General features: G+C 59.1%; 23 protein-coding genes and 1 riboswitch. Of the genes, 18 read left to right on the top strand and 5 right to left on the bottom strand.

What is annotated here, in order from left to right; all coding sequences use genetic code 11:
- The first annotated feature begins 27 nt into the window (after positions 1 to 27).
- Both metH and rimK read left to right on the top strand, forming a co-directional pair.
- A complete protein-coding gene (metH, locus tag AACT07_RS20160) occupies positions 28 to 3,711 on the top strand; it encodes a methionine synthase (RefSeq protein ID WP_069529745.1) in 3,684 nt (1,227 codons plus the stop codon).
- A 231-nt stretch (positions 3,712 to 3,942) separates the two neighbouring features.
- Positions 3,943 to 4,839 carry a 30S ribosomal protein S6--L-glutamate ligase gene (rimK, locus tag AACT07_RS20155; protein WP_005340088.1) on the top strand — a complete coding sequence of 299 codons (897 nt, stop codon included), beginning with the start codon at positions 3,943 to 3,945 and terminating at the stop codon, positions 4,837 to 4,839.
- Between the two features lie 95 nt (positions 4,840 to 4,934).
- Here the strand turns inward: rimK and AACT07_RS20150 are convergent, their stop codons facing one another.
- Both AACT07_RS20150 and AACT07_RS20145 read right to left on the bottom strand, forming a co-directional pair.
- Positions 4,935 to 6,179, bottom strand: a complete 1,245-nt coding sequence (locus tag AACT07_RS20150) for a sensor histidine kinase (RefSeq protein WP_069529744.1) — start codon at positions 6,177 to 6,179, stop codon at positions 4,935 to 4,937.
- Positions 6,176 to 6,844, bottom strand: coding sequence for a response regulator transcription factor (locus tag AACT07_RS20145; RefSeq protein ID WP_069529743.1), 669 nt, complete (start codon positions 6,842 to 6,844; stop codon positions 6,176 to 6,178). Before AACT07_RS20145 ends, AACT07_RS20150 begins: the two co-directional genes overlap by 4 nt.
- A gap of 88 nt (positions 6,845 to 6,932) precedes the next feature.
- Between AACT07_RS20145 and AACT07_RS20140 the strand changes: the two genes are divergently transcribed.
- The 14 genes from AACT07_RS20140 (at position 6,933) to AACT07_RS20075 (ending at position 21,479) form a co-directional block, all read left to right on the top strand.
- Positions 6,933 to 7,355, top strand: a complete 423-nt coding sequence (locus tag AACT07_RS20140; RefSeq protein WP_005340092.1) for a hypothetical protein — start codon at positions 6,933 to 6,935, stop codon at positions 7,353 to 7,355.
- Positions 7,356 to 7,441: 86 nt separating this feature from the next.
- Positions 7,442 to 7,927 carry a hypothetical protein gene (locus AACT07_RS20135; RefSeq protein ID WP_069529742.1) on the top strand — a complete coding sequence of 162 codons (486 nt, stop codon included), beginning with the start codon at positions 7,442 to 7,444 and terminating at the stop codon, positions 7,925 to 7,927.
- 260 nt (positions 7,928 to 8,187) lie between these two features.
- Entirely contained in the window at positions 8,188 to 9,651 is a 1,464-nt protein-coding gene (gene aerA / locus AACT07_RS20130; RefSeq protein WP_162850489.1) for an aerolysin AerA, read from the top strand.
- Positions 9,652 to 9,775: 124 nt separating this feature from the next.
- Positions 9,776 to 10,189 (top strand): DUF350 domain-containing protein, encoded by a 414-nt coding sequence (locus AACT07_RS20125; RefSeq protein WP_019446515.1) that lies wholly within the window; start codon positions 9,776 to 9,778, stop codon positions 10,187 to 10,189.
- Between the two features lie 7 nt (positions 10,190 to 10,196).
- Entirely contained in the window at positions 10,197 to 10,745 is a 549-nt protein-coding gene (locus AACT07_RS20120) for a DUF1190 domain-containing protein (protein ID WP_069529741.1), read from the top strand.
- Positions 10,746 to 10,747: 2 nt separating this feature from the next.
- The gene (locus tag AACT07_RS20115) at positions 10,748 to 11,902 is read left to right on the top strand and encodes a glutathionylspermidine synthase family protein (protein ID WP_069529740.1); all 1,155 of its coding nucleotides are present in this window, start codon (positions 10,748 to 10,750) and stop codon (positions 11,900 to 11,902) included.
- A gap of 74 nt (positions 11,903 to 11,976) precedes the next feature.
- Positions 11,977 to 12,089, top strand: a riboswitch (TPP riboswitch).
- A gap of 280 nt (positions 12,090 to 12,369) precedes the next feature.
- Positions 12,370 to 14,361 (top strand): phosphomethylpyrimidine synthase ThiC, encoded by a 1,992-nt coding sequence (gene thiC / locus AACT07_RS20110; protein ID WP_069529739.1) that lies wholly within the window; start codon positions 12,370 to 12,372, stop codon positions 14,359 to 14,361.
- Positions 14,358 to 15,965 carry a thiamine phosphate synthase gene (thiE, locus tag AACT07_RS20105; protein WP_069529738.1) on the top strand — a complete coding sequence of 536 codons (1,608 nt, stop codon included), beginning with the start codon at positions 14,358 to 14,360 and terminating at the stop codon, positions 15,963 to 15,965. Before thiC ends, thiE begins: the two co-directional genes overlap by 4 nt.
- Complete coding sequence (locus AACT07_RS20100; RefSeq protein ID WP_069529737.1) at positions 15,955 to 16,749, top strand: HesA/MoeB/ThiF family protein; 795 nt, start codon at positions 15,955 to 15,957, stop codon at positions 16,747 to 16,749. The genes thiE and AACT07_RS20100 overlap by 11 nt, the downstream gene beginning before the upstream one ends.
- Positions 16,746 to 16,952 carry a sulfur carrier protein ThiS gene (gene thiS / locus AACT07_RS20095; RefSeq protein WP_069529736.1) on the top strand — a complete coding sequence of 69 codons (207 nt, stop codon included), beginning with the start codon at positions 16,746 to 16,748 and terminating at the stop codon, positions 16,950 to 16,952. Before AACT07_RS20100 ends, thiS begins: the two co-directional genes overlap by 4 nt.
- A gap of 85 nt (positions 16,953 to 17,037) precedes the next feature.
- Positions 17,038 to 17,805, top strand: coding sequence for a thiazole synthase (locus tag AACT07_RS20090; RefSeq protein ID WP_069529735.1), 768 nt, complete (start codon positions 17,038 to 17,040; stop codon positions 17,803 to 17,805).
- Between the two features lie 17 nt (positions 17,806 to 17,822).
- Positions 17,823 to 19,049, top strand: a complete 1,227-nt coding sequence (gene thiH / locus AACT07_RS20085) for a 2-iminoacetate synthase ThiH (protein WP_069529734.1) — start codon at positions 17,823 to 17,825, stop codon at positions 19,047 to 19,049.
- A 459-nt stretch (positions 19,050 to 19,508) separates the two neighbouring features.
- Positions 19,509 to 20,912, top strand: a complete 1,404-nt coding sequence (locus AACT07_RS20080) for an AAA family ATPase (protein WP_083250023.1) — start codon at positions 19,509 to 19,511, stop codon at positions 20,910 to 20,912.
- 30 nt (positions 20,913 to 20,942) lie between these two features.
- Positions 20,943 to 21,479, top strand: a complete 537-nt coding sequence (locus tag AACT07_RS20075) for a hypothetical protein (protein ID WP_139123831.1) — start codon at positions 20,943 to 20,945, stop codon at positions 21,477 to 21,479.
- Positions 21,480 to 21,517: 38 nt separating this feature from the next.
- On the opposite strand, the gene AACT07_RS20070 is transcribed toward AACT07_RS20075, so the two are convergent.
- The 3 genes from AACT07_RS20070 to AACT07_RS20060 are packed head-to-tail and all read right to left on the bottom strand — an operon-like array spanning position 21,518 to position 22,939.
- Positions 21,518 to 21,934 carry a GNAT family N-acetyltransferase gene (locus tag AACT07_RS20070; protein WP_069529731.1) on the bottom strand — a complete coding sequence of 139 codons (417 nt, stop codon included), beginning with the start codon at positions 21,932 to 21,934 and terminating at the stop codon, positions 21,518 to 21,520.
- Positions 21,935 to 21,962: 28 nt separating this feature from the next.
- On the bottom strand, positions 21,963 to 22,598 hold the full coding sequence (locus AACT07_RS20065) for a Vat family streptogramin A O-acetyltransferase (RefSeq protein WP_058056328.1): 636 nt from the start codon (positions 22,596 to 22,598) through the stop codon (positions 21,963 to 21,965).
- 23 nt (positions 22,599 to 22,621) lie between these two features.
- On the bottom strand, positions 22,622 to 22,939 hold the full coding sequence (locus AACT07_RS20060) for a DUF6968 family protein (RefSeq protein WP_005355042.1): 318 nt from the start codon (positions 22,937 to 22,939) through the stop codon (positions 22,622 to 22,624).
- Positions 22,940 to 23,287: 348 nt separating this feature from the next.
- On the opposite strand from AACT07_RS20060, the gene AACT07_RS20055 reads away from it, so the two are divergent.
- Positions 23,288 to 24,178, top strand: coding sequence for a sensor domain-containing diguanylate cyclase (locus tag AACT07_RS20055; RefSeq protein ID WP_069529730.1), 891 nt, complete (start codon positions 23,288 to 23,290; stop codon positions 24,176 to 24,178).
- Positions 24,179 to 24,649: 471 nt separating this feature from the next.
- Positions 24,650 to 25,924: an amino acid permease gene (locus AACT07_RS20050; RefSeq protein ID WP_069529729.1), complete on the top strand. Its 1,275-nt coding sequence runs from the start codon at positions 24,650 to 24,652 to the stop codon at positions 25,922 to 25,924.
- Positions 25,925 to 25,992: the final 68 nt, after the last annotated feature.

The raw sequence follows: 25,992 nt of genomic DNA, 5'->3' as shown, positions 1-25,992 counted from the left end.
GTTGCATGGATGTAAGAGGAATACGCGGTGTCGAATGAAAAGTCGGACGTAGCAAAGAAGCTAGAAGCCTGCCTCGGTGAGCGGATCCTGATCATCGACGGGGCCATGGGCACCATGATCCAGGGTTACAAACTCGGGGAGGCGGATTATCGGGGTGAGCGGTTTGCCGACTGGCATACCGACATCAAGGGCAACAACGATCTGCTGGTGCTGACGCGTCCGGCGGTGATCCGCGAGATCCACGAGCAGTATTGCGCTGCCGGGGCCGACATTCTCGAGACCAACACCTTCAACGCCACTCGCATCGCCATGGCCGATTACGAGATGGAAGCGTTTTCCGCCGAGATCAACCGTGAAGCCGCCCGTCTGGCCCGCGCCGTGGCAGACGAATGGACGGCAAAAGATCCCGCCAAGCCGCGTTTCGTCGCAGGGGTGTTGGGCCCCACCAACCGTACCGCCTCCATCTCGCCGGATGTGAACGATCCCGGCAAGCGCAACGTCACCTATGACCAGCTGGTGGCCGCCTACACCGAATCGACCCATGCCCTGATCGAGGGCGGCGCTGACATCATCCTGATCGAAACCATCTTCGATACCCTCAACGCCAAGGCCGCCGCCTTCGCGGTGGAAGGGGTGTTCGAGGCGCTGGGCTACAGCCTGCCGGTGATGATCTCCGGCACCATTACCGATGCCTCCGGCCGTACCCTCTCCGGCCAGACCACCGAAGCCTTCTACCATTCGCTGCGCCACGTCAAACCGGTGTCGTTCGGCCTCAACTGTGCGCTTGGGCCCGATGAGCTGCGCCAGTATGTGGAGGAGCTGTCGCGCATCAGCGAATCCTGCGTCAGCGCCCACCCCAACGCCGGTCTGCCCAATGCGTTCGGCGAGTACGACCTCGATGCGGGTGAGATGGCGGAGCATATCCGCGAGTGGGCCCAAAGCGGCTTTCTCAACCTGGTCGGTGGCTGTTGCGGTACCACCCCGACCCATATCCGCGCCATGGCGGACGCTGTGGCGGGCATCAAGCCGCGTGTGCTGCCCGAGCTGCCGGTGGCCTGCCGCCTGTCGGGCCTCGAGCCCCTGATCATCACCCCCGAGTCCATGTTCGTGAACGTGGGGGAGCGCACCAACGTCACCGGTTCGGCCAAGTTCAAGCGGCTGATCAAGGAGGGGCTCTACGACGAGGCGCTCGATGTTGCCAAGCAGCAGGTAGAGAACGGCGCCCAGATCATCGACATCAACATGGATGAGGGGATGCTGGACGCCGAAGCGGCCATGGTGCGCTTCCTGAACCTTATCGCCGGTGAGCCGGATATCGCCCGGGTGCCTGTGATGATCGACTCCTCCAAGTGGGAGGTGCTGGAAGCGGGCCTCAAGTGCGTGCAGGGCAAGCCGGTGGTCAACTCCATCTCCATGAAAGAAGGGGAGGAGAAGTTCATTCAGCAGGCGAAACTGCTGCGCCGCTACGGTGCCGCCGTCATCGTGATGGCGTTCGATGAGGTGGGGCAGGCCGACACCCGCGCCCGCAAGTTCGAGATCTGCCAGCGTGCCTACCGGATCCTGGTGGATCAGGTCGGTTTCCCGCCGGAAGACATCATCTTCGATCCCAACATCTTCGCGGTGGCGACCGGCATCGACGAGCACAACAACTACGCGGTGGACTTCATCGAGGCGGTGAAGGACATCAAAACGCACCTGCCTCACGCCATGATCTCCGGCGGCGTCTCCAACGTCTCGTTTTCGTTTCGCGGCAACGAGCCGGTGCGCGAAGCCATTCACGCCGTCTTCCTCTACCACGCCATCAAGAACGGCATGGACATGGGGATCGTCAACGCCGGTCAGCTTGCCATCTACGAAGACATTCCGGCCGAGCTGAAAGAGAAGGTCGAGGCTGTGGTGCTCAACCTCAATGACAACGCCACCGAAGAGCTGCTGGCCATCGCCGAGAAGTATCGCGGTGCCGGTGCCCAGGCTGAGGATCCGCGGGATCAGGAGTGGCGCAGCTGGCCGGTGGGCAAGCGGCTGGAGCACGCGCTGGTCAAGGGGATCACCGACTTTATCGAAGAGGATACCGAAGAGGCGCGCGCTGGCGCCGAGAAGCCGCTGCACGTCATCGAAGGACCGTTGATGGATGGTATGAACGTGGTCGGCGACCTGTTCGGCGCGGGCAAGATGTTCCTGCCGCAGGTGGTGAAATCAGCGCGGGTGATGAAGCGGGCGGTGGCCTATCTGCAACCCTATATCGAGGCAGAAAAGTCGGGTGGCTCCAGCAACGGCAAAATTGTGCTGGCGACCGTGAAGGGGGACGTGCACGACATCGGCAAGAACATCGTCGGGGTGGTGCTGCAGTGCAACAACTTCGAGATTGTCGACCTCGGGGTCATGGTCTCCTGCGAGACGATTCTCAAGACGGCGCGTGAGGTCGGCGCCGATATCATCGGGTTGTCGGGTCTCATCACCCCGTCGCTGGACGAGATGGTGCACGTGGCCAAAGAGATGGAGCGTCAGGGCTTCAAGCTGCCGCTGTTGATCGGCGGTGCCACGACTTCCAAGGCGCACACTGCGGTGAAGATCGAGCAGAACTACTCGGAGCCTGTGGTCTATGTCTCCAACGCCTCCCGCGCGGTGGGGGTGGCTCAGAGCCTGCTTAGTCCGGATCTGAAGGAGGCGTTTGTCGCCCGCATCGACAAGGAGTACGAGATTGCCCGGGATCAGCATGCCCGCAAGCAGCCGCGCTCCCGCCCGGTCAGTCTGGCCCACGCCCGCGCTAACCGGCATCAGCTGGATTGGGTTGGCTACCAGCCGCCGAAGCCCCGCGAGCTCGGGGTGCAGAAGTTCGAAGATGTGGCCATTTCGGTGTTGCGCCCCTACATCGACTGGACGCCGTTCTTCCTCAGCTGGGAGCTGGCGGGCAAATTCCCGCGCATCCTCGAGGACGAGATCATTGGCGAGGAGGCGACCAAGCTGTTTGCCGACGCCAACGCCATGCTGGATCAGCTGGAAAAGGATCAGAGCGTGCGCTGCGCCGGGGTGGTCGGCCTGTTCCCGGCCAACGCGATAGGAGACAGCATCGAGGTCTACAGCGACGAGTCCCGCACCGAGGTCATCAAGGTGCTGCACCACCTGCGCCAGCAGAGCGAGAAGCAGGGCTTCCCCAACTACTGTCTGGCGGACTATGTGGCACCGAAAGATAGCGGCAAACCCGACTGGATCGGCGCCTTCGCGGTGACCGGCGGCATCGGTGAGGAGGCCATCGCCAAGGCCTACAAGGCGCAGCACGATGACTACAACGCCATCCTCATTCAGGCGGTGTGCGACCGTCTGGCCGAAGCGTTTGCCGAGTACCTGCACGAGCAGGTGCGCAAGGTGCACTGGGGTTATGCTCCCGACGAGGCCCTCAGCAATGAGGAGCTGATCCGCGAGAACTATCAGGGCATCCGCCCGGCCCCCGGTTATCCGGCCTGCCCGGAGCATACCGAGAAGGGGAGCATCTGGGAGCTGCTGGAGGTGGAGCAGGCTATTGGCATGCAGCTGACCGAATCCTACGCCATGTGGCCGGGGGCTGCGGTGTCGGGCTGGTACTTCTCTCATCCCGAGAGCAAATACTTCGCGGTGGCACAGATCCAGCAAGATCAGGCGGAGGATTACGCCGTTCGCAAGGGGATGACGCTGGCCGAGGCCGAGCGCTGGTTGGGGCCAAACCTGAACTGACTCCCGCGTGACACCGGTTGATCTTTAACGAGAAACGGCGGCATCCTTGCACGGGTTGAACAACCTGCGCAGAGCCGCCGTTTAACCTGTTGGTCACAGTGATGTGGTAGCGTGCGGTTTGGTGTGGTTTGTCTTGTTGTCAGGATAAACAATTGGCGTTGTCTTGGCGCTGTGGCACCTTATACTCTCCCGCCCCATCCTGCCCAGGCACAGCCTTCTAGCGGAATTGTCATGAAGATCGCCATTTTATCCCGTGAGCCGAAAAACTACTCCACCCGCCGTCTGGTCGAGGTGGCACAGGCGCGCGGTCATCAGGTAGAGGTGCTCGACACCCTGCGCTGCTATATGAATATCGCTTCCCACAACCCCTCCATTCACTACGAGGGTGGGGAGCTGGGAAGTTATGACGCCGTGATCCCGCGGATCGGGGCCAGCATTACCGCCTACGGCACCGCCGTGCTGCGCCAGTTCGAGATGATGAACACCATGGCCCTCAACAGCTCGGTGGCCATCAGCCGCTCCCGCGACAAGCTGCGGGCGATGCAGTTGCTCTCCCGCCATGGCATCGGCCTGCCCATCACCGGCTATGCCCACAGCACCCACGACGTGCCCGACCTCATCACCATGGTGGGCGGGGCGCCGCTGGTGGTGAAGCTGCTGGAGGGAACCCAGGGGATTGGCGTGGTGCTCTGCGAGACTCAGAAAGCCGCCGAGAGCGTGATCGAGGCCTTTATCCAGACCAATAACAACATTCTGGTGCAGGAGTATATCCGCGAGGCCAATGGCGCCGACATCCGCTGTCTGGTGGTCAATGGCAAGGTAGTTGCCGCCATGCGCCGTCAGGCCCAGCCGGGAGAGTTTCGCTCCAACCTGCACCGTGGCGGCACCGCCGAAGCGATCAAGATCACCCCGGAAGAGCGCGCCACCGCGGTGCAGGCCGCCAAGATCATGGGGCTGGATGTGGCGGGGGTCGATATCCTGCGTAGCGCCCGTGGCCCGCTGGTGCTGGAGGTCAACTCCTCCCCCGGCCTGCAAGGGGTGGAAGCCGCCTCCGGCAAGGATGTGGCTGGCAAGATCATCGAGTTCCTCGAACTCAAGGCGAGCCGCAAGAACAAACCGGCGGAGTGAGCCTCAGGCTTGCATCCGTCAGATAGAAACAGGGCGCCCTCGGGCGCCTTGTTGCTATCTGGCTGGTGGGTTGGCGGTGCCACTGCGCCCTCACCCTAACCCTCTCCCAAAGGGAGAGGGAACTCTCCGGCGGCGATCATCGCCAGCCGGGCGCTAAATACGCCATCCTCGAGCCGGGTATCGATCTGCCAGCCCAGCTTCTCGCAGATGCGCTGAATGATGGTGAGGCCACAGCCGTAGCCGAGGATCTGATCCGGCGCCGCTGCCGTCGGGTTGCTGATGGTGAGCACCGGGCCGCACAGCTCGATGTCGATATGTCCCTCGGCATAGCTCAGGGCATTTTTTAGCAGGTTGCCGAGGGCGATGGCGAGCAGGGAGAGGGGGGCGTTTACTTCGCTGCTCTCGTCCAGATTAAGCCGGATATCAAGTGCCTCCCGCTGCAACAGCGGAGCGAGGCGGGCCAGCTCCTGACGGATCAGCGGGGTCACCTGTTGCAGTGGCCGCTCCACCGCCTCCTTGCGGCCCAGCAGCAGGAAGGTCTCGGTGAGCAGCGCCATCTCGTCGGCGGCGGCGCGGATGCGGGTGGTGGCGCGGGCGGCCGGTGCGGGCAGATCTGTCACCTTGCCGAGCAGGGCCGCCGAGCCCTGGATCACCATGTTGGGGGTGCGTAGCTCGTGGCTGGCGAAGCGACTGAACTCCTGCTCGCGAGCGAATACTGCGCTCACCTCCTGCTTGCCGGCCAGCAGCGCCAGCTCGATATCCCGCAGCTCCTGCCAGGGGGTGTCGGGTTCGAAATCCGCCTGATCCGGGGTGAGGTGGGCGACCCTCTGTTGCAGCCGTTGCAGCGGCCCTGTGATATGGCGTACCAGCCAGATGCCGAAGCCGAGGCAGCCCAGCAGCAGGGTCACCCCGATCAGTCGGGTGGCCAGATGCAGCTTGTCTTCGTAGGGGTCCAGGTAGTCGTCGGCGTCGTCGTTGAACACCAGATAGAGCAGTCCCTCGCCGGAGGGGTGACGGGCCACCAGAAAGTGTTTGTCCTCCTTGCCCAGCTGATGCTCGAAAAAGCCGGGGGTCTGGTAGGGCTTCAGCCATTTCGGCAGGCGGCCCGCCTCGGTCCAGTAGCTGGAGAACTGTCTGGGGCTCGGGGCAGCGGCGGCCGGGCCGAGTCGCAGCCAGTCATCGCTGTAGCGGGTCACTTCCGCCTCCAGCCAGTGGCGCAGGCTCAGCTCCTCCATCTTGTCCTCGGCCACCAGCATCAAGCCGGAGAGCAGGATCAGCAGCACCACCCCGGCGCCGCCGAGCGCCATGATCAGGCGGCGGCGCAGGCTCGGCAGGCTCATGCGCTCACCAGTCGGTAGCCCTGGCCGTGCAGGGTCTCCAGCATGGGAGTGGGGAAGGGTTTGTCCAGCGCGTTGCGCAGGGCATAGATATGGCTGCGCAAGGCATCGGAGTCGGGCTCCTCATCCCCCCAGACGGTGTCGAGCACCTCCTGACGGCTGACGATGGCGGGGGCGCGGCGGGCCAGCAGGGCGAGGATTTGGAACGGGATCTTGCCGAGCTTGAGGGGCTCACCGGCGCGGGTGGCGCAGCCGCTGGCGACATCGACCGTCAGATCGCCAAAGCTGATGGCCCCCACATCGCCGCGCGGGCCACGCAGGCTCAGAGCTTGCAGCCGTACCTCCAGCTCCTCCATGGCGAACGGCTTGACCAGATAGTCATCCCCTCCCGCCTTGAAGCCTGCCAGCTTGTCCTCCAGGCTGTCGCGGGCGGTGAGAAACAGCACGGGAGTGGCAATCCCCTGCTCGCGCAGGCGCGCTACCGTGCTGAGGCCATCGAGGCGCGGCATCATCACATCCATGATGATGACGTCGAAACGCTGATCCTCCAGCAGTTGCAGCGCCGCCTGACCGTGATAGGCACAATCGAGGCGGTGACCGGCCAGCTCCAGATAATCCATGATGGTTTCCGCCACCTGAGGATTGTCTTCCACTACCAAAATCTTCATGCTTTGCTCTCCTGGTTGGCGAGCGTTTCACGCTCTTTTCACACCGGATTCGGCATCCTGTTTGCCAGTGTAACCCCGAGGATCCCTGATGAAGAAGTCTCTCTGCGCCCTCCTGCTGTTGATCTTGTTGCCACTTGGCACCGCACAGGCGACCGAATTCAAACTGACCGGCCGCACCACCTGGCAGCTTGGCCAGTTGATGGTCAACGGCATGCCGTTCGTGATCGACGACCAGACCCGCTTCAAGGATTGGCTCAACGAAGATGATCTCGGCGGTACCTGGGTCGAGATGAAGGGGGTGGTGGAGAACGGCGTGCGCTATGTACGCAAGGTCGAAGCCCTCGACGAAGATGACAAGGACGAGATGGATCTGGAAGGGCCGGTCGAAGGGGGGCGGATCTGGGGCTACACCACCTCGGATAACAGTCTGGCGCCGTTTGAAGGGCGCTGGCTCGAGCTGGAGTGCAAGTTTGACGGCATGCGCCTGAGCCGCTGCCGCGAGGATGACTGATCCGATCTCTGCGTTCCGATTAGAAATGCTCCCGAATGAAGCCCATGCTTGTCCTGCATGGGCTTTTTGTTCAGGGACGAACGAAGATGGAACAATCGAGAAAGTGGTGTGCATGGATGCTGGGTGTGCCGCTCTGGGCGGCGCAGGCGGGAGCCGACGAATTGTGGCTGGTGGAGCTGGAGCACAGCGATGGCATCCGCCTGCAATTTCAGGGGGCCGAAGTGGAGCAGGGCAGTGCCGCCATCTGGCGGCAGGGGGTGATTTGGCCACAGCCACTCAAACCCGGCGACCAGCTCGCTCTGCTGGTGGCCGATGGCGTTGCCACCCGCATTGAGCTGCTGGCCGCCAGAGCCCCGCTGGCCAATCAGCCCTGGCAGCGGGCGCAAGATCGCCTGCAATCCTTCGATGATCGGCAGCTCACGCTGGCCACCCTGGGCACTGTGCCACTCAATCCGCAGGTGCGCTGGGTTAACGGTTCGGCCGCCGATCTGCATGCCGGGAGCGAGCTGGTATTGATCCGTTCGGCGGATGGAATATTGCAGGGAATTGAAGTGATCAATCCGGAAGAGTAATTCAGCATCTTCTTATTTAATATAGGTTCACCATATTGTGGCAGCCATTAAATAATGGCTGCCACAATATTTATGATTTATTCCTCAATAAAGTCATCGCTCTAATTATTTTCTTATACCACCATTATTTTGTTTGTCATGGATGTTTTTTGGTGGTTTATTTTATTTGTGTCAGGTTTTGTCGGAGTCCATACCTGTCAAATGAAAAAGGATCTTTCTACACAATAACAATTATCGTATGTCTGAAAGAGGGATAAATGATGAATAGAATAATTACCGCCAATCTGGCGTTTTTGGCGTCTTCATTGATGCTCGCTCAGGTGCAGGCGGCTGAACCTGTCTACCCTGATCAGGTCAAGTGGGCGGGCCTTGGCACGGGCGTCTGTGCCAGTGGTTACCGTCCTCTGACCCGCGATGAAGCCATGAGTATCAAGGGTAATCTGGTCAGCCGCATGGGGCAGTGGCAGATCACCGGGCTGGCTGATCGCTGGGTGATTATGGGGCCGGGATATAATGGCGAAATCAAACAGGGCACTGCCGGAGAAACCTGGTGTTATCCCAACTCACCGGTTTCCGGAGAAATACCAACACTCTCTGACTGGAATATTCCGGCGGGTGATGAGGTCGATGTGCAATGGCGGCTTGTCCACGACAATGATTATTTTATCAAGCCAGTCAGTTATCTCGCCCATTATTTGGGATACGCCTGGGTGGGTGGAAATCATAGCCCCTATGTCGGGGAAGATATGGATGTTACCCGGGTTGGCGATGGCTGGCTGATAAAGGGAAATAATGACGGCGGCTGCTCCGGATATCGTTGCGGGGAGAAGAGCTCCATCAAGGTAAGCAACTTCTCATATACCCTGGAACCCGACTCCTTCAGCCATGGTCAGGTCACCGAGAGCGGCAAGCAACTGGTCAAGACCATCACGGCCAATGCGACCAACTACACGGATCTGCCTCAGCAGGTGGTGGTGACCCTGAAGTACGACAAGGCCACCAACTGGTCGAAAACCGACACCTACAGCCTGAGCGAGAAGGTGACCACCAAGAACAAGTTTCAATGGCCGTTGGTAGGTGAAACCGAACTGGCTATCGAGATCGCTGCGAGCCAGAGCTGGGCTTCCCAGAAAGGGGGCTCGACGACCGAGACCGTCTCGGTTGAAGCACGCCCCACGGTACCGCCTCACTCCAGCCTGCCGGTGCGGGTTGCCCTCTACAAGTCCAACATCTCCTACCCCTACGAGTTCAAGGCCGAGGTCAATTATGACCTGACCATGAAGGGTTTCCTGCGTTGGGGCGGCAATGCCTGGTATACCCATCCTGAGAATCGTCCGACCTGGGAGCACACCTTTGCCGTCGGCCCGTTCCGCGACAAGGCCAGCAGCATCCGCTATCAGTGGGACAAGCGTTATATCCCGGGTGAAGTGAAGTGGTGGGACTGGAACTGGACCATCAGCGAGTATGGTTTGTCGACCATGCAGAATAACCTGGGTCGTGTGCTGCGCCCGATCCGTTCGGCGGTGACCGGTGACTTCTATGCCGAGAGCCAGTTTGCCGGCGATATCGAAATCGGTCAGCCCCAGACCCGTTCCGCGGCCTCTGCCCAGTTGCGTAACGCCTCTGCTGAAGGTGTGGCTCTGACCGGTGTGGATCTGGATCAGGAGGCCCTTGCCAACGAAGGGTTTGGCAATGTCAGTCTGACGGTGACTCCTGCCTATTGACCCAAGGGGTAAATCCCCTTGGCGGGGGAACCCTGTTTTCGTATCCGCCGTTCTCAAGGGGCCCATTGTGGTCCCTTTTTCCTTTCATTATGATGTCGACTCTTTTTGTCACAGGAACTGTGAGATGCTCTCCCAATTGCTCGGCTCCTTGAGTGGGCTGCTCCCCTTTATCGCCTACTTTCTGCTGGCCATGGCGCTGCTGGCGACCTTTATTCGCCTCTATACCTGGCTGACGCCACACCATGAATTTGCCCTGATCCGTGCGGGTAATCCGGCTGCTGCCACCGCGTTTGGCGGCGCGCTGATTGGCTTTGCGCTGCCCTTGGCCAGTGCAATCAGTCACTCTCTCTCCCTGCTCGATTGCGCCATCTGGGGAGCGATTGCCCTGCTGGTGCAGGTTGCCGCGTTTCGGGTAATGCAACGCTGGCTCACCGACCTGAGCGAACGGATCTCCCGTGGGGAGATGGCTGGCGCCATTTTGCTGGCTGCTGCGTCCCTGTCGGTGGGGCTGCTCAACGCTGCCTGCATGACCTACTGAGGATCCCATGAAGAGCAGCAACAAGCGAAGTAGCCAGGTCGCACTGGTCATGATGGTGCCGACAGCCTCCCTCTGGCTGCAGGGGTGCAACGAACGCCCCGAGCTGGCCTATGTCTACACCTCGGTCGAGACATGTGTCGCTGTCCCAGGTAATGATCCGGCTCGGTGCCAGCTGGCCTTTGAAGAGGCCCGCAGTCGCCACCTCCTGCGGGCGCCCCGTTATCCTGACCGGGTGGAGTGTGAGGCGGATTTTGGCGCAGGAGGGTGTGAGGATAAGGTGCCGCGGATGAGGGGGATTCTGACCAGCGGCGTTGCCATCGGAACAGACCCTCTCCCCGGGATCCCGACCCAGCCGCTCTATCAACGTACAGATGAGCCTTATGCGCTGCGCACCGCTCAGGGAACACGCTTGCCCGCAGGCAGTAGCCTGGTTCGGGTCTGCCAGAGTGCGGTGACACTGGAGCCCGCCTTACAAGTACGGCGTGGTGGCTTCGGTGGAGAAGCTGCGCGGCGAGCCAACTTCTGCCATAGCAATAGCTACAGCAGCGGAGGTTAAAGATGGAGCGCATTTCCTTACCCGAACGTCCGGATTGGCGCGAACGGGCTGCCGAGCTTGGTTTCGAGTTTCACACCTTCGATGGGGAGCCCTATTGGGATGAGAGCGCTTGCTATCGCTTCACCCTTTCGCAGATAGAGGATGATCTGGAGGCGCCCACCGAGGAACTGCATCAGATGGCCCTCTCGCTGGTCTCAAAGATAGTGGGCAGCGAAGAGTTGCTGACCCGGCTCGATATTCCCGAATACTGCTGGCCCGCACTGGAGGCCTCATGGCGACGTCGGGATCCCCATCTCTATGGTCGGCTGGATCTCGCCTATAACGGGCATGGGCCCGCCAAGCTGCTGGAGCTTAACTACGACACCCCCACCTCCCTTTATGAGTCGGGTTTTTTCCAGTGGATCTGGCTGGAGGATCAGCTGCATCGTGGTGTGCTACCAGCCGGAGTCGATCAGTTCAACTCCCTGCAGGAGAAGCTGTACGGCGCCTTCGCGGCCCTTGGCAATCGTGGCCCTTTGCACTTCACCTGCGTGGGCGAGAACCTGGAAGACAGGGGGAACCTCGACTACCTCATCGATATCGCCCTGCAGGCTGGTTGTGATGCCCGTTTTGTGGATCTGGAGGATATCGGCGAGCTGCAGGGCCAGCTAGTGGATCTGGGCAACGAGCCGATCCACGAGATATTCAAGCTTTACCCTTGGGAGTTCATGGTGCGCGAGCCATTTGGCCAGACGCTGCTCACAAGCCAGACCCGCTTTATCGAGCCAGCCTGGAAGATGATTCTCTCCAACAAGGGGATGTTGCCCCTGTTGTGGCAGGCCTTTCCTGACCATCCCAACCTGCTGCCCGCTTTTTTTGATCCCGATCCCGCTAGTCAGATGGCGCCGGGTTGGGTACGTAAGCCTCTCTATTCACGAGAGGGGGCCAATATCGAGCTGATGGATTATCAGGGTATGCGCTTGCATGAGCCAGGCCCATACAACGACTCGGGTTATGTGCTTCAGGCCTTTCACCCCTTACCCTGCTTTGCTGGCAGTTACACCTTGATCGGCAGCTGGGTGGTCGGCGATGCGGCGGCTGGCATTGGCATTCGCGAGGATGCGACCCTGATCACCAAAGACAGCTCCCGTTTCCTGCCCCATATCATCCTCGACTAGCCGTAGACCCCAAGGGGAGCAAGAGGTCGACTTTGTTAACGGCTTGTGCTTTAGATTTTCCCCCTTATACTGGCGCCATCTTGTCGGAGTGCTGACCGTCGAACGACGCGAAGCTGAGACCGTTAATTCGGGATCCGTGGAACCTGATCAGGTTAAAACCTGCGAAGGGAACAAGGGTAACTTGCGGGTTACCGCGCCGGAGGAGGAACAAGCCTCTTCCGCTCATCGAAGGGATCATCCTTGATGGGTCAGGGCGCACAGGAGGGAGTCTGTCCCGTCCGGTTTTCCAGCACGTGGGGCGCCTTGCCCACCGCGTGCAGAGAGCGGGAAGTGGCAGAACAGCAGCGCGGAGATCCATCCCGCGCGCACTCCCTCCCGAGATAAACACCCCGCCGCAAGTTCATCTTCTCCTCGAACTCCAGACAAGCAAACACCCATAACTTCAACCAGTTAATGTGAGTTTTGCTATGTCTACTTCCGTATCTGATACCAATAAATCCAGCCGCCGCGAGCAGCGCTCCAGCGCCCAGGCCTTTATCGACAGCCTCAAGGGGATGGCTCATCCCAATTCCCGCCGCATCTTTATCGAAGGCTCCCGCCCCGATATCCGTGTTCCGCTGCGGGAGATCCAGCTGGCCGACACCTTCGTCGGCGGCACCAAAGAAGCTCCCCGGTTCGAGCCCAACGAGCCGGTGCCGGTCTACGACACCTCGGGCCGTTACGGGGAGGAGGGGGTCGCCATCGACGTGCGCCGCGGCCTGCCGCGCTTGCGGGAGAACTGGGTGCTGGAGCGCGATGACACCGACGAACTGCCGGGGCTCAGCTCCACCTTTACTCAGGAGCGTCTGGCTGACGAGGGGCTGGATCACCTGCGCTTCGAACATCTGCCAAAGCCGCGCCGTGCCAAACCGGGTCGCCGGGTCACCCAGCTCCACTACGCCCGGGCCGGTATCGTCACCCCCGAGATGGAATTTATCGCCATTCGCGAGAACATGGGGCGCGAGCGGGTGCGCTCCGAGCTCCTGCGCACCCAGCATCCGGGCCGCGATTTCGGTGCCCGTTTGCCCCAGAACATCACCCCCGAATTCGTGCGCGATGAGGTGGCCGCCGGTCGTGCCATCATCCCCAGCAACATCAACCACCCGGAAGCGGAGCCGATGATCATCGGCCGCAATTTTCTGGTGAAGATCAACGCCAACATCGGCAACTCGGCGGTCACCTCCAGCATCGAAGAGGAGGTGGAGAAGCTGGTCTGGTCGACCCGCTGGGGCGCCGACACCGTGATGGATCTCTCCACCGGCCGCTACATCCACGAGACCCGCGAGTGGATCCTGCGCAACAGCCCGGTGCCCATCGGTACCGTGCCCATCTATCAGGCGCTGGAGAAGACCAACGGCATCGCCGAAGACCTCACCTGGGAGCTGTTCCGCGACACCCTGCTGGAGCAGGCCGAGCAGGGGGTGGACTACTTCACCATCCATGCCGGTGTCTTGCTGCGTTTCGTGCCTATGACCGCCAAGCGCCTCACCGGCATCGTCTCGCGCGGCGGCAGCATCATGGCCAAGTGGTGCCTCTCCCACCATAAAGAGAACTTCCTCTACCAGCACTTCCGCGAAATCTGCGAGATCTGCGCCGCCTATGACGTGGCCCTGTCGCTGGGTGACGGTCTGCGCCCCGGCTCCGTCTATGACGCCAACGACGAGGCCCAGTTCGCCGAGCTGCGCACCCTGGGCGAGCTGACCAAAATTGCGTGGGAGTACGACGTGCAGGTGATGATCGAGGGCCCCGGCCACGTGCCGATGCACATGATCGAGCGCAACATGACCGAGCAGCTGGAGCACTGCCACGAGGCGCCCTTCTATACGCTGGGCCCGCTCACCACCGACATCGCGCCGGGGTACGATCACTTCACCTCCGGCATCGGCGCCGCGCTCATCGGCTGGTACGGCTGCGCCATGCTCTGCTACGTCACTCCCAAGGAGCATCTGGGGCTGCCTAACAAGGAGGATGTGAAGCAGGGGCTGATTACCTACAAGATCGCCGCCCACGCCGCCGATCTGGCCAAGGGTCACCCGGGTGCCCAGATCCGCGACAACGCCATGTCCAAGGCGCGCTTCGAGTTCCGCTGGGAGGATCAGTTCAATCTTGCGCTCGACCCCGACACTGCCCGCGCCTATCACGACGAGACCCTGCCGCAGGAGTCCGGCAAGGTGGCCCACTTCTGCTCCATGTGCGGGCCCAAGTTCTGCTCCATGAAGATCACCCAGGACGTGCGCGATTACGCAGCCAAGCTGGAAGCGGTGGAGATCAAGCTGGTCGGTATGGATGGCCAGCAGGAGCAGGTGGTTGCTCAGGTGGAGAGCGGCATGGCCCGCATGGCTGAAACCTTCAAGGAGACCGGCGGCGAGATCTACCATCAGGCAGCGGCGCTGAAACAGGCCGCAGGGGAGGAGGCGTGAGCAGCGCAAGCGGGGCAGTCAGCCCCGCCGATCTGCTGCCCGTGACCGACTCTCGCCCAGTTGTCTGGACCATTGCCGGTTCAGACTCCGGCGGCGGCGCCGGCATTCAGGCCGACTTGCACACCTTGCACGACCTCGGTGTGCACGGCTGCTCGGTCATCTCCGCCATCACCGCCCAGAACTCGGTGGCGGTGAAGATGGTCGACCCCGTACTGATGCAGACCTTCACCGCCCAGATCGACGCCCTCGGCGTCGATCTGCCGCCCGCCGCCATCAAGATCGGTCTGCTGCCGACCCGGCTCCACGTCGAGGTGTTGGCTCGCCGACTGGCAACTATCGAGGCACCCTTCGTGGTCTACGACCCGGTGGCCATCGCCAGCACCGGCACCCCGATGGCGGAGCCGAATATGCTGGCGGCGGTGCGCGAACAGCTGCTGCCACGTCTGTCGCTCATCACCCCCAACGGCCCCGAACTGGAAGCCCTGACCGGCATTCCCGCGACCAGCCCGGTGCTGGTGCGCTTCGCCGCCCAGCGGCTGCGCGAACTCGGCGCCCGCGCCGTGCTGGTCAAGGGCGGCCATCTGGGTTGGAGCGGTGAGCTCTGCCTCGACTACTACCAGGACGAGACCCGCGAATTCTGGCTGGCGGCGCCGCGCCTGAATACCCGCCACGGCCACGGTACCGGCTGCTGCTACGCCAGCACCATCGCCGCCGTGGTGGCGCAGGATTATCCGGTAGAGGATGCCATCACCCTCGCTCGTGCCTACCTGCAACAGGGGCTGGCGGCGGCGCAAGGAGTGGGCGCAGGCCCGGGGCCCATCGCCCATCTTGGCTGGCCAGCTGATCTTGCCCACTTCCCCCGCGCCGTGTTGGCGGGATCAACCCTCGATCGCCGCTTCGGACTTTATCAGACAAGCAGCGCCCGCCTGCCGGATGGCCCCTTCACGCCGACCGAACACAACCTCGGCCTCTATCCGGTGGTCGATTCGGTCAAGTGGCTGCGCCGCCTGCTGGGGCAGGGGGTCAAGACCATCCAGCTGCGGATCAAGAATCTGCCCGCCGCAGAGGTGGCGCCGGCCATTCGTGATGCTGTGGCGCTCGGTCGCCGCCATGGGGCGCGGCTCTTTATCAACGACTACTGGCAACAGGCCATCGAGGCGGGCGCCTGGGGCGTGCATCTGGGGCAGGAGGATATGGAGACGGCGGATCTCGCCGCCATTCAGGCGGCCGGGCTGCGCCTTGGCATCTCCACCCACGGCTACTTCGAGCTGATGCGGGCGCGCGAACTGGCCCCCTCCTATATGGCGCTGGGTCATATCTTCCCGACCAACACCAAGGCGATGCCTTCGCGCCCGCAGGGGCTGGTGCGGCTGCATCGCTACCGCGCCCTGATGGCGGAGTGGCCGACGGTGGCCATTGGCGGCATCAGCGAGGAGCGGGTGGCGGCGGTCAAGGCAAGTGGGGTCGGCAGTATCGCGCTGGTCTCGGCCATCACTGCCAGCGACGACTGGCAGGGGGCGACCGAACGGCTGCTCGCGGCCGTGGGGGGGGGGGATGAGCCACGCTCTGCCACTGCCATAAGGGAGGTAGAACATGCGCTCTGATGCCGCTTCTCTTAGTGACAAAGAGTATCTGCGATACGGCCGTCAGCTGATGTTGGCGGAAGTGGGGGAGGCGGGTCAGGCGCGGCTGAAAGATAAGTCCGTGCTGATCGTGGGCTTGGGCGGGCTCGGCTCGCCGCTCGCCCTCTATCTGGCCGGCGCCGGTGTGGGCACCTTGTGGCTGGCCGATGGCGATACGGTGGACTCCAGCAATCTGCCGCGCCAGATCCTGTTCGATGTTGATGCGGTCAACCACTCCAAGGCGGAGCTGGCCCGCGAGCGGTTGGCGGCCCACAACCCGCTGGTGGAGCTGATCGCCATCAACCAGCGGCTCGATGCCGCCAGCCTGCCGGAGTTTGTGGCCGAGGTAGATCTGGTGATCGACTGCTGCGACAACCTCGCCACCCGGCAGGCCATCAACGCCGCCTGCGTGGAGCAGGACAAGCCCTGGATCTCCGCCGCCGCGGTGAGCTGGCAGGGGCAGCTGATGGCGCGCACCAGCAGTGAGCACGCCTGCTACGCCTGCCTCTATCCGCTGGATACCAAGGTGAGCCAGAGCTGCGAGACCAGCGGCGTCACCGGCCCGCTGGTGGGGGTGATGGGCTCCCTGCAGGCGCTGGAGGCACTGAAACTGCTGCTCGGGATGGCAAGCCCAGTCGCTGGCACATTGCGCCGTTTCGATGCTTTGACCCATCAGTGGCAGACCCTCACGCTGGCTCCCGACCCCGATTGCCCGGTTTGCGGGCAGCGCCGATGCGCGACACACGATAAGGAGATCACCCCATGACCCTCACCATTCGACTCAACGATAAAGCCCAGCCGCTGGCTGCAGGGCAGAGCGTGGCCGACCTGCTGGCCGCGCAGGGGGTCAGTCCCCAAGGGGTGGCGGTGGCCCTTAACGGCGCCGTGCTGCCCCGTGGCCGCTGGGCCGAGACCCGTCTCAATGACGGGGATGAACTTCACCTCTTCACCGCCATAGCGGGAGGCTGACCCATGATGCTTGCGATCCCATCTTCGAGTGCTCTGCCTTGCGGCGGAACTTCATCTCTTCTTATCGCAGTGGCCGGAGGCTGACATGCTGAACATTGCCGATCACACCTTCTCATCGCGCCTCTTTACCGGCACCGGCAAGTTTGCCCGCCCGGATCTGATGGCCGCCGCCATCGAGGCGAGCGGCTCCCAGCTCGTCACCATGGCCATCAAGCGGCTCGAACCGGGCAAGGCCCACGACGATATCCTGAGCCCCTTGCTGCAACTCGGGGTCAAGCTGCTGCCCAACACCTCCGGCGCCAAGACCGCCGCCGAGGCGGTGTTTGCCGCCCATCTCGCCCGCGAGGCGCTGGGGACGAACTGGCTGAAGCTGGAGATCCACCCCGACCCGCGCTATCTGCTGCCCGATCCCATCGAGACGCTGAAAGCCGCCGAGCAGCTAGTGCAAGAGGGCTTTGTGGTGCTGCCCTACTGCGGCGCCGACCCCGTGCTCTGCAAGCGGCTCGAAGAGGTGGGCTGTGCCGCCGTGATGCCGCTGGGTGCGCCCATCGGTTCCAATCAGGGGCTGGTGACCCGGGAGTTTCTCTCCATCATCGTCGAGCAGGCCAATGTGCCTGTGGTGGTGGATGCGGGGATCGGTGCGCCGAGCCACGCCGCCGCCGCCTTTGAGCTGGGCGCCGATGCCGTGCTGGTCAACACCGCCATCGCGGTGAGCGGCGACCCGGTCGCCATGGGCCGCGCCTTTGCACTGGCCTGCACCGCAGGTCGCAGCGCCTATGAAGCCGGTCTCGGTGCGCGCGCCCTGCAGGCCCAAGCCTCCAGCCCGCTGACCGATTTTCTGGGGGCGTTATGAGTCATGATGCTGGTGCGATGAGTGACTTCGAGCCTTTTACACAACCCCAAGTGCGCCTGAGTGATAGCCCCCCTCTCGGCTCTTCACAAAATAAGGGAGAGGGGCTGGGGGTGAGGGCTAAGGAGCCTACCTTTCTCGACCGATGGCAGGAGCTGGAGTGGGACGATATCGGCATGCAGATCCGCGCCAAAACCGCCGCCGATGTGGCACGGGCGTTGAGTACACCCCGTCGCACGCTGGCCGATTTTATGGCGCTGATCTCGCCAGCCGCCGAGGCGTATCTGCCGCAGATGGCGGCCGAGGCCGAGCGGCTGACCCGCCAGCGCTTTGGCAACACCATCGGCTTCTATGTGCCGCTCTATCTGTCGAACCTCTGCGCCAACGACTGCACCTACTGCGGCTTCTCCATGAGCAACCGCCTCAAGCGCAAGACCTTGAATACAGAGGAGATAGAGCGCGAGTGTCTGGCCATCAAGGCGCGCGGTTTTGACAGCGTGCTGCTGGTGACCGGCGAGCACGAGCACAAGGTGGGGCTCGCCTATTTTCGCGAAGTGATGCCCATCATCCGCCGCCACTTCAGCACGGTGGGGATGGAGGTGCAGCCCCTCTCGCAAGCTGAATACGCCGAGCTGAAAAGCCTCGGTCTCGACGCCGTCATGGTCTATCAGGAGACCTACCACGCCCCCACCTACGCCCGCCATCACCTGCGTGGCAACAAGCGGGACATCGCATGGCGCCTCGCCACGCCGGATCGGCTGGGCCGCGCCGGTATCGACAAAATCGGGTTGGGGGCGCTGATCGGTCTCTCCTCGGACTGGCGCGCCGACAGCTACTTTGTCGCCGAACACCTGAGCTGGCTTGAGCGCCACCACTGGCAGAGCCGCTACTCGCTCTCCTTCCCGCGCCTGCGCCCCTGCACCGGCGGGCTGGAGCCTGCCGTGGTCATGTCGGATCGCCAGCTGGCCCAGCTTATCTGCGCCTGGCGCCTCTTCTCGCCCACGCTGGATTTGTCCCTCTCCACCCGCGAGTCGGCTACGTTTCGCAACGGCGCGGTGCGCCTTGGCATCACCCAGATGTCGGCCGAGTCGCGCACCCAGCCGGGTGGCTATGCCGAAGGGGATGCCGAGGAGCTGGAGCAGTTCGCCATCCACGACGACCGCCCGGTGGGGGAAGTGGCCGCCGCCGTGCGGCAGGCGGGGTTGCAGCCGGTGTTCAAGGACTGGGAACCCTTTTTGGGTCGTTAACGACGTTTACACCTGTGGTAACAGATAGCGGCAAGCAGATCGGAGGGATAGATCCCCGCCACTGCTTGCCGCTTTGCTTTACCTGCGGCCACAGGATTGTCTCTCTGGTGTAACGTTGCTGTTGATATCGTTTCGCCAGTGTGAAAATCGTGGCTATTGGCCAGGGCATTGTGTGAGGATTTCCCCCTTCTTTCTCTCCGCTTGATGGGAGTTAGATGGGGACATATCGTCCATTTCCAAGAAATGGTTAGTGTTGCGCAACATGGGTTGTTTTCGAAGCATTGACATGTAGGGAAATGAAGCATCCATCACGCTATGCGTGATTGTTTAGATGATGGTGAAGAGCTTTCAAACAGTTTGTTATGTAAGCAAAATCTCGTAGATCAGAGCATTGAGCTAACAAAACGTACAGTCTCTGTGATATAAAAGAAGAAAGAAACTATCAAAATTAGATGAAATATGAAATTTAATATTGAAATCAAAAACTTAGGTAGGGTTAGGCACGCAAAGCTACATCTTGCACCGTTTACTGTTATTGCAGGGGCCAACTCTTCCGGAAAAAGCTTCATCAGTAGAGCATTGTATAGTTTTTTTAGTACTATAAACAAAGATCATGTCACTTCTGACACTATGGCTAGTGTTATGAGAGCTCGTGCTCTAGTTCGAGCAGCATATAGTTCTGTTTATGAACCTAGTTCAATAGTACAATCTTTATTTTATTCACTTAGTGAACTATTAGTCGTTTTGGAAAGCCAGATAAACGATCAGTTTGGCGATTGTACTTATTTGGAACAGCACACCCGAAGCATTTTACTGGATGAGCATATATCTCAAATTGAACATTATTTTCAACAACTCATTGCCGAAGTAGATAATAAGAAAAAGTATATAGATTTTAAAGATCGGTTAGCATTAGCAAATCGAGCTATTAAGCAATTAAAACAGAATATAAAAAACCCATCAAAAATATTATCAAATAAATTTGAAAGTGGTTTTAATGAAGCATTAAAAGAGAACTTCCAAGTTGCAAATCTGTCTGATCTAAAATCCTTTAGTGCAAAGGAAGAAGAGTTAATTAATTTTGATTTTGGTTCTTTGGGTAAAATCAGCATCCAAAAGGAAGATATTGAATTTGAGTTGACTCCTTCTGGTATTGATGAGTTTCAATCATTATATAATGTTGTATTTATCGAGTCTCCCATTTATTGGAAGCTTAGAAAACCTTTGGCTAAAGCTAAATTGCCACGTTTTTTTAGAAGCTCACATCGAGATTCGGATGGTTTGTCTGGTGTGCCTAAATATTTCTATGATTTAATAGAACTTGTAGATGAAAATATAAAATCCAACTCTAGAAGTGAAGGACTTGCCAAATTAGAGAAAAAGCTGAACTCTGTTTTGGGGGGGGAGTTAGATATTTCTGAGAGCGGCGATATATTTTTTACTGACAGTGAAAGCTCACAAAACGTTAACATTAATCTCACTGCAACTGGTATAACAAATTTAGGCTTGATAGGTCTTTTGTTAAAGAGAAATGTGATTGCCAAAGGTAGTTTTGTATTTGTTGATGAGCCGGAGGTAAATTTACATCCGGCATGGCAAAAAGTAATGATAGAAACTTTATATCAACTTAGCTTAAATGGTATTAACGTCGTCATTGCTAGCCATAGTATTGACATGATGAAGTATATCGAAAATATAATGGATGATTACGGGGATGATGAACTACCTGAGCATTTTGCTATTAATCGTCTATCTCCTGACGGAGAGTCAACCGATGAGTGTTCACCTAGACAATGTATGTCAAAAATTAAAAATGATCTAGGCTCGCCTTTTTATGAAATGATGCTGGAGAGTGGTTGGTAAATGTATTGTGCCAGTGAGTTTCTAGAAAGTATGGACCATGAGTTTCCAGAACATGGTCATATTGTTGTTCCTAGACATGGATATAAAGTTGATGGTGATGGAATAAAGAAAAAATGCGAGTTAAATGTACTTAAGTCTGTTGATTACTATGAGGTTCATACAAGACATGGTTTTTTATATGTTGAGTTTAGTGATCTGTTAAAACAGGATGCACAACTTCAAGAGCGGGCTGAAAGATTAAAAGCATCCAACCTTACAAAAAGTGATAAAGTTAGATTTAGGAAAGAATGCTTTAAGGAAATAAACAAAGAGTTGGTTCATAAGTTCAAAGATTCCGTCATGATTCGCATTTTAATGAAGGACAAAGTAAAAAATATACCAACGCATTTTGATAATACAGGCATGTATATTATCGTTGTCGCACCACTAGATGAAAACTTGGATAGCGAAAAAAAGATTGAGATAGCAAAATTTCTTGATACTTTGAAAGATAAAGTAGCTCAAAGTATTCCTAAAGAGCTGTATTCTTCAGTAAAGATTCTAACTTTAGAGCAGTTCTGTACTTAACATTTATATTTAGCAGAGCAATTTAATATTGCTCTGTCTTATCTCTCTATTTTCTTCAAAAAATAACTCACATGCCCCGGCGGCATATCGGGCAGCTGGCCAAAGACTTCGTAACCCTGCTTCTGGTAGAAGGGGAGGGCCTGAAAACTGGTGGTTTCCAGATGGTAGTTGGTGATGCCCTTGCTTTGGGCGTACAGCTCCATGGTGCCGAGCAGGTGGCCGCCCCAGCCAGCTTGGCGGATGGCATCATCGACCCAGAGACCCTCGATATGGAGCCAGCCCCATTTTATTTCCCCCAGAATACCGCCTCGCACACACCCTTCTGCATCCTTGATAAAGCTGGCGATCCGCTCGCGCTGCAGTTGGCCGGTGATGGCCTCGTTGAAACCGTTCAGGCCATTGCGCAGGGCCTCGAACTCATGGTCTTGGGGTGGCTGTGGTGTGGTTAATTGCATAGTGCTTCCTGCTTGATGGTGGTTGTCTCTAACGGGTTGCCGCTTCCAGCGCGGCTATCTCGCCGCCGCTGATAAGCGGCAAATTGCGGCTGATCTGCTCCACCGGCCAGTCCCACCAGGCGATGGCGTTGAGACGGGCGATGGTGTCGTCGGCAAAGCGGTAGCGGATCACTTTGGCCGGGTTGCCGCCGACCACGGCGTAGGCGGGCACGTCGCCGGTGACCACGGAGCGGGCGGCGATAATGGCGCCGTTGCCGACTTTTACCCCCGGCATGATCAGGGCGTCATAGCCAATCCAGACATCGTTGCCGATGACGGTATCCCCCTTGTAGGGGAGGCTGCCCGGGGCGGGGGCGGCGCTCTCCCAGCCGTTGCCGAAGATAAAGAAGGGGTAGGTGGAGAAGCCGGAGGTCTGGTGGTTGGCGCCGTTCATGATGAACTTCACCCCGCGGGCGATGGCGCAGAACTTGCCGATGATGAGCTTGTCGCCGATGAAGGGGAAGTGGTAGAGGACGTTGCGCTCGAAGCCCGCCGAATCCTCCGGGTCGTCGTAATAGGTGTAGTCACCCACCTCGATATTGGGCCCCTTGATGGTGTTCTTGATAAAGCACACCTGGGGAAAGCCGTTCATGGGGTGGGGATTGGCGGGATCGGGTCCGTGCATCTGTTCTCCTTGGATGGGCCGGGCTAGAGTGCCGGGAAGTAGCAGGCGCTCATGTCGATGGGGTGATCGGGGCAATTGGGCAGATAGAATTGCCAGCCCGCATCGGAGAAAGCGCGCAGCTCGGTTTCGACAAACTTGATGGCGAGGCTCAGGGCCTGCAGGCTGTCGATGCCGTAGATAAAGGTCTTGTCGCTCAGCCCCGCCAGCTTCACCTTGCAGCGCCAGTCACCGCTGGCGGACTTGGGATCCGGCTCGGGGGCCTTGATGGCGATCTTGAGGGTGAGCTGTTCCCCTTCGGTGCTGATAGCGTCGAAGCGGGCGGTAACGATGGCGTTTTTCATCTGGCGATTCCTTTTCCGTGGTACAGCCCCTGCGGTTGCGGGTGGCTGGCTCCCTGATGGCTGATGAGGTGAAAACTGGACTCAGGACGGCCAGCGTAAATGAACTTGTGAGTTGAAACAATGGGATATGCGCGACCGGGGGAGGGGGCTTTCGCCGCTGTGAGCGAGCGCAGTGGCGGGAGTAGCAACGCGCTGGCCACCCGTGGTGGCCGAGAGGCTGGCAGGCTGCTAGATGTAAAGGATTGTTGGCTGTGGCCGCAGATTTTTCTGCGCTGACGATGAGGGCGTGTGAGTCCTCTTGAGGCAGAATATCTCCCCCCTGTTTGACGTTGAAGTACAGGAGTCTCCGTGGCGCTTTCGGTAACCCAGCTTTATGAAGTGATGGCCCAGCTGCCAGATCCCGTCTTTATTCTCAGTGAAGATGGCTATTACGTGGAATATATCGGCGGCATGGAGCAGCAATCCTATCACGACGGCAATCCGCTGGCGGGCAAGCAGCTGGCCGATGTGCTGCCACCCGAGATGGCCATGTGGGTCAAGGCGCAGGTAGCCGAGTCGCTGGCGAGCGGTCAGGTGCGAGTGGTGGAGTATGAGCTCTCAGCAGCCGAGGTGGGGGGGATCAATGCTGCCGCCGGGCCGCAAGGGATACAGCGTTTCGAGGGCAAGATTGCGCCGCTGCCCTCCCTCTATGATGGCAAGCGGGCGGTGGCCTGGGTGACCCGCAATATCACCCGCCAGTACGAGTTGCAGCAGCGACTGCTGCGCCAGAGTGAAACCGACCAGCTGACTGGCCTCCATAACCGCCGTTTCTTCTTCGAGCACTGCCAGCCGTTGCGGGCAGGAGATGCGCCCTGCGGTCTTATCATGCTCGACATCGATCACTTCAAGCAGATCAACGATCGTTACGGCCACCAGCAGGGAGATCGGGCCTTGCAGCGCTTCAGTAGTTGTATCGATGCCATGTTGCGGGCGGACGATCTCTTTGTGCGCAGCGGCGGCGAGGAGTTTCTGATCCTGCTGCCGCGGATCGATGAAGCCGGTTTGCAGCAGATGGCGGAGCAGATCCGTGCCGCCGTCGAAGCGTTGCCTGCCGATCCGGTCGCCATCACGGTCAGTCTGGGCACAACTCTGGTGCAGCCGGAGGAGGAGATCAATCAGGCGCTGGCTCGGGCCGATGAGTGGCTCTATCGGGCCAAGCGGGCAGGCCGCAACCGGGTGGCGCACTGCCCGGCAGGTTGAGAATGCCACCCCGGTCGCTGTGGGAAATAGCCTGCGCTTTTACCCTGAATAAATTGGCTGACATCACTGTCAATTAGTAGAAAAGTTGGCCGTATTATTTAACTCATATTCCACAGCTTAAGGTGTTAATATTATCGGCCTGATCGCTGGTCTTATTTGTGTTGTTGGGCAACAGCATGAGGTTTTATCGGTATGTTATCAAACAGGCTTGAATCTGGTTTTTGGTGACGAATGTGATACATCCTGTTGTCTTTTGAAACATTCCGATTCAAACAGTCATGAATTATTAACCTTGACCCGGATTGCGATTTCAACGATGGTAGCGTGGCAGCTCCGTTTCTCTCCGGTGGCCCTGTTGGCCGCTGGCGGCGTTGTTTTTTCATTTGCAGGGCGATATGCAACGACATATCTCCAGCCTGTTATTCGGGCCAATAAAAATAATGATGACAGATTAATAAGGTATATATTGCAATGAGTGTTTCTATTGCTGAAAAGAGTAACCCTGTTTCAAAATTAAAATGGGAGAAAAGCGATTCGGTATGGACCATGGGCCTATATGCCACAGCTGTCGGTGCCGGTACGTTATTTCTCCCTATTACTGTTGGTAGTAATTCTCCGGTTATTTTGCTGTTTATTTTATTGCTGGCTTTCCCGCTCTCTTATTATTCCCACAGGGCATTGAGCCGCTTTGTGCTCTCCAGCTCCCATCGGGAAGGGGATATCACCCATGTGGTGGAGGAGCACTTCGGTGCCAAGGCGGGCAAGCTGCTGATGCTGGTCTATCTGATGGCCTTCTACCCCATCATTCTGGTCTACAGCATCTCCATCACCAATGCGATCCAGAGCTTCGTGGTTCACCAGCTGGGGGATGCCGAGCTGCCGCGCGGCTTGCTGGTGCTGGGGGTGATGCTGGGCCTGCATCTGGTGCTGCTGGCTGGCAAACAGATCGTGGTGTCGGCCATCAGCGTGCTGGCGCTGCCCATGGTCGCCTTTCTGATTGGCCTCTCCATCTATCTGCTGCCCCAGTGGAGCCTCTCCTATTTCAGCGAGAGCCAAGCGGTGGATTGGCGGGATCCGGCGTTCTGGAAATCCCTCTGGCTGATCGTGCCGGTGATGGTCTTCTCCTTCAGCCATGCGCCCATTATCTCCTCCTTCAGTGCGGCGCAGAAGAAGCGCTGTCAGGAGAATGCCGACCTGCGTGCCAAGCGGATCATCAAGTACAGCAGCATGCTGATTTGCGGCAGCGTGCTCTTTTTCGTGGTGAGCTGCGTGATGAGTTTGAGTCAGGCGGAGATGGCGCTGGCCCGCACCGACAATATCTCGGTGCTGTCGGCGCTGGCGAACAAGTTCTCCAACCCGCTGATCGCCTATGTGGGGCCACTCATCGCTATTCTGGCCATGTCCAAATCTTTCCTAGGCACCTCCATGGGGGTGAGCGAGGGGACGGTGAGCATGGTGAGCGGTGCCTGTCAGGGGCTGGGGCTCTCCCTCAAGGAGTCGACCATCGCCCGGGTGTCATCGGTGATCCTGTTTATGGTGACCGCCGTCATCACCTATCTGAACCCCAATGTGCTCGACATCATCGAGCGCGTCAGTGGCCCGCTGATCGCGGTGATCCTGTTTCTGCTGCCGGCCTGCTCTATCTATCGCTTGCCCGCACTCAAGCGTTATCGCGGGCCGAGTACCCTTTTTGTGTTGGTGATGGGGCTGCTTGCCATCTCGGCCCTTATCTACGATCTGCTTTGACCGGGCGGTATCCCGCACAAATCAAAAAGGGCGACCATCTGGTCGCCCTTTTTCTGTGCATTGTCCCG

The sequence above is a fragment of the Aeromonas sp. ANP5 genome, from assembly GCF_963870295.1.
Lineage (GTDB): Bacteria > Pseudomonadota > Gammaproteobacteria > Enterobacterales > Aeromonadaceae > Aeromonas > Aeromonas veronii.
Note: the sequence above shows the minus strand (reverse complement) of the source record. Positions and strands in the feature narration are given on the sequence as shown.

Excerpts from the sequence above, each read along its gene's own strand:
- rimK (WP_005340088.1), top strand. The coding sequence starts at position 3,943 with ATGAAGATCGCCATTTTATCCCGTGAGCCGAAAAACTACTCCACCCGC.
- AACT07_RS20150 (WP_069529744.1), bottom strand. The coding sequence starts at position 6,179 with ATGAGCCTGCCGAGCCTGCGCCGCCGCCTGATCATGGCGCTCGGCGGC.
- AACT07_RS20145 (WP_069529743.1), bottom strand. The coding sequence starts at position 6,844 with ATGAAGATTTTGGTAGTGGAAGACAATCCTCAGGTGGCGGAAACCATC.
- AACT07_RS20140 (WP_005340092.1), top strand. The coding sequence starts at position 6,933 with ATGAAGAAGTCTCTCTGCGCCCTCCTGCTGTTGATCTTGTTGCCACTT.
- AACT07_RS20135 (WP_069529742.1), top strand. The coding sequence starts at position 7,442 with ATGGAACAATCGAGAAAGTGGTGTGCATGGATGCTGGGTGTGCCGCTC.
- aerA (WP_162850489.1), top strand. The coding sequence starts at position 8,188 with ATGAATAGAATAATTACCGCCAATCTGGCGTTTTTGGCGTCTTCATTG.
- AACT07_RS20125 (WP_019446515.1), top strand. The coding sequence starts at position 9,776 with ATGCTCTCCCAATTGCTCGGCTCCTTGAGTGGGCTGCTCCCCTTTATC.
- AACT07_RS20120 (WP_069529741.1), top strand. The coding sequence starts at position 10,197 with ATGAAGAGCAGCAACAAGCGAAGTAGCCAGGTCGCACTGGTCATGATG.
- AACT07_RS20115 (WP_069529740.1), top strand. The coding sequence starts at position 10,748 with ATGGAGCGCATTTCCTTACCCGAACGTCCGGATTGGCGCGAACGGGCT.
- thiC (WP_069529739.1), top strand. The coding sequence starts at position 12,370 with ATGTCTACTTCCGTATCTGATACCAATAAATCCAGCCGCCGCGAGCAG.
- AACT07_RS20100 (WP_069529737.1), top strand. The coding sequence starts at position 15,955 with ATGCGCTCTGATGCCGCTTCTCTTAGTGACAAAGAGTATCTGCGATAC.
- thiS (WP_069529736.1), top strand. The coding sequence starts at position 16,746 with ATGACCCTCACCATTCGACTCAACGATAAAGCCCAGCCGCTGGCTGCA.
- AACT07_RS20090 (WP_069529735.1), top strand. The coding sequence starts at position 17,038 with ATGCTGAACATTGCCGATCACACCTTCTCATCGCGCCTCTTTACCGGC.
- thiH (WP_069529734.1), top strand. The coding sequence starts at position 17,823 with ATGAGTGACTTCGAGCCTTTTACACAACCCCAAGTGCGCCTGAGTGAT.
- AACT07_RS20080 (WP_083250023.1), top strand. The coding sequence starts at position 19,509 with ATGAAATTTAATATTGAAATCAAAAACTTAGGTAGGGTTAGGCACGCA.
- AACT07_RS20075 (WP_139123831.1), top strand. The coding sequence starts at position 20,943 with ATGGACCATGAGTTTCCAGAACATGGTCATATTGTTGTTCCTAGACAT.
- AACT07_RS20070 (WP_069529731.1), bottom strand. The coding sequence starts at position 21,934 with ATGCAATTAACCACACCACAGCCACCCCAAGACCATGAGTTCGAGGCC.
- AACT07_RS20065 (WP_058056328.1), bottom strand. The coding sequence starts at position 22,598 with ATGCACGGACCCGATCCCGCCAATCCCCACCCCATGAACGGCTTTCCC.
- AACT07_RS20060 (WP_005355042.1), bottom strand. The coding sequence starts at position 22,939 with ATGAAAAACGCCATCGTTACCGCCCGCTTCGACGCTATCAGCACCGAA.
- AACT07_RS20050 (WP_069529729.1), top strand. The coding sequence starts at position 24,650 with ATGAGTGTTTCTATTGCTGAAAAGAGTAACCCTGTTTCAAAATTAAAA.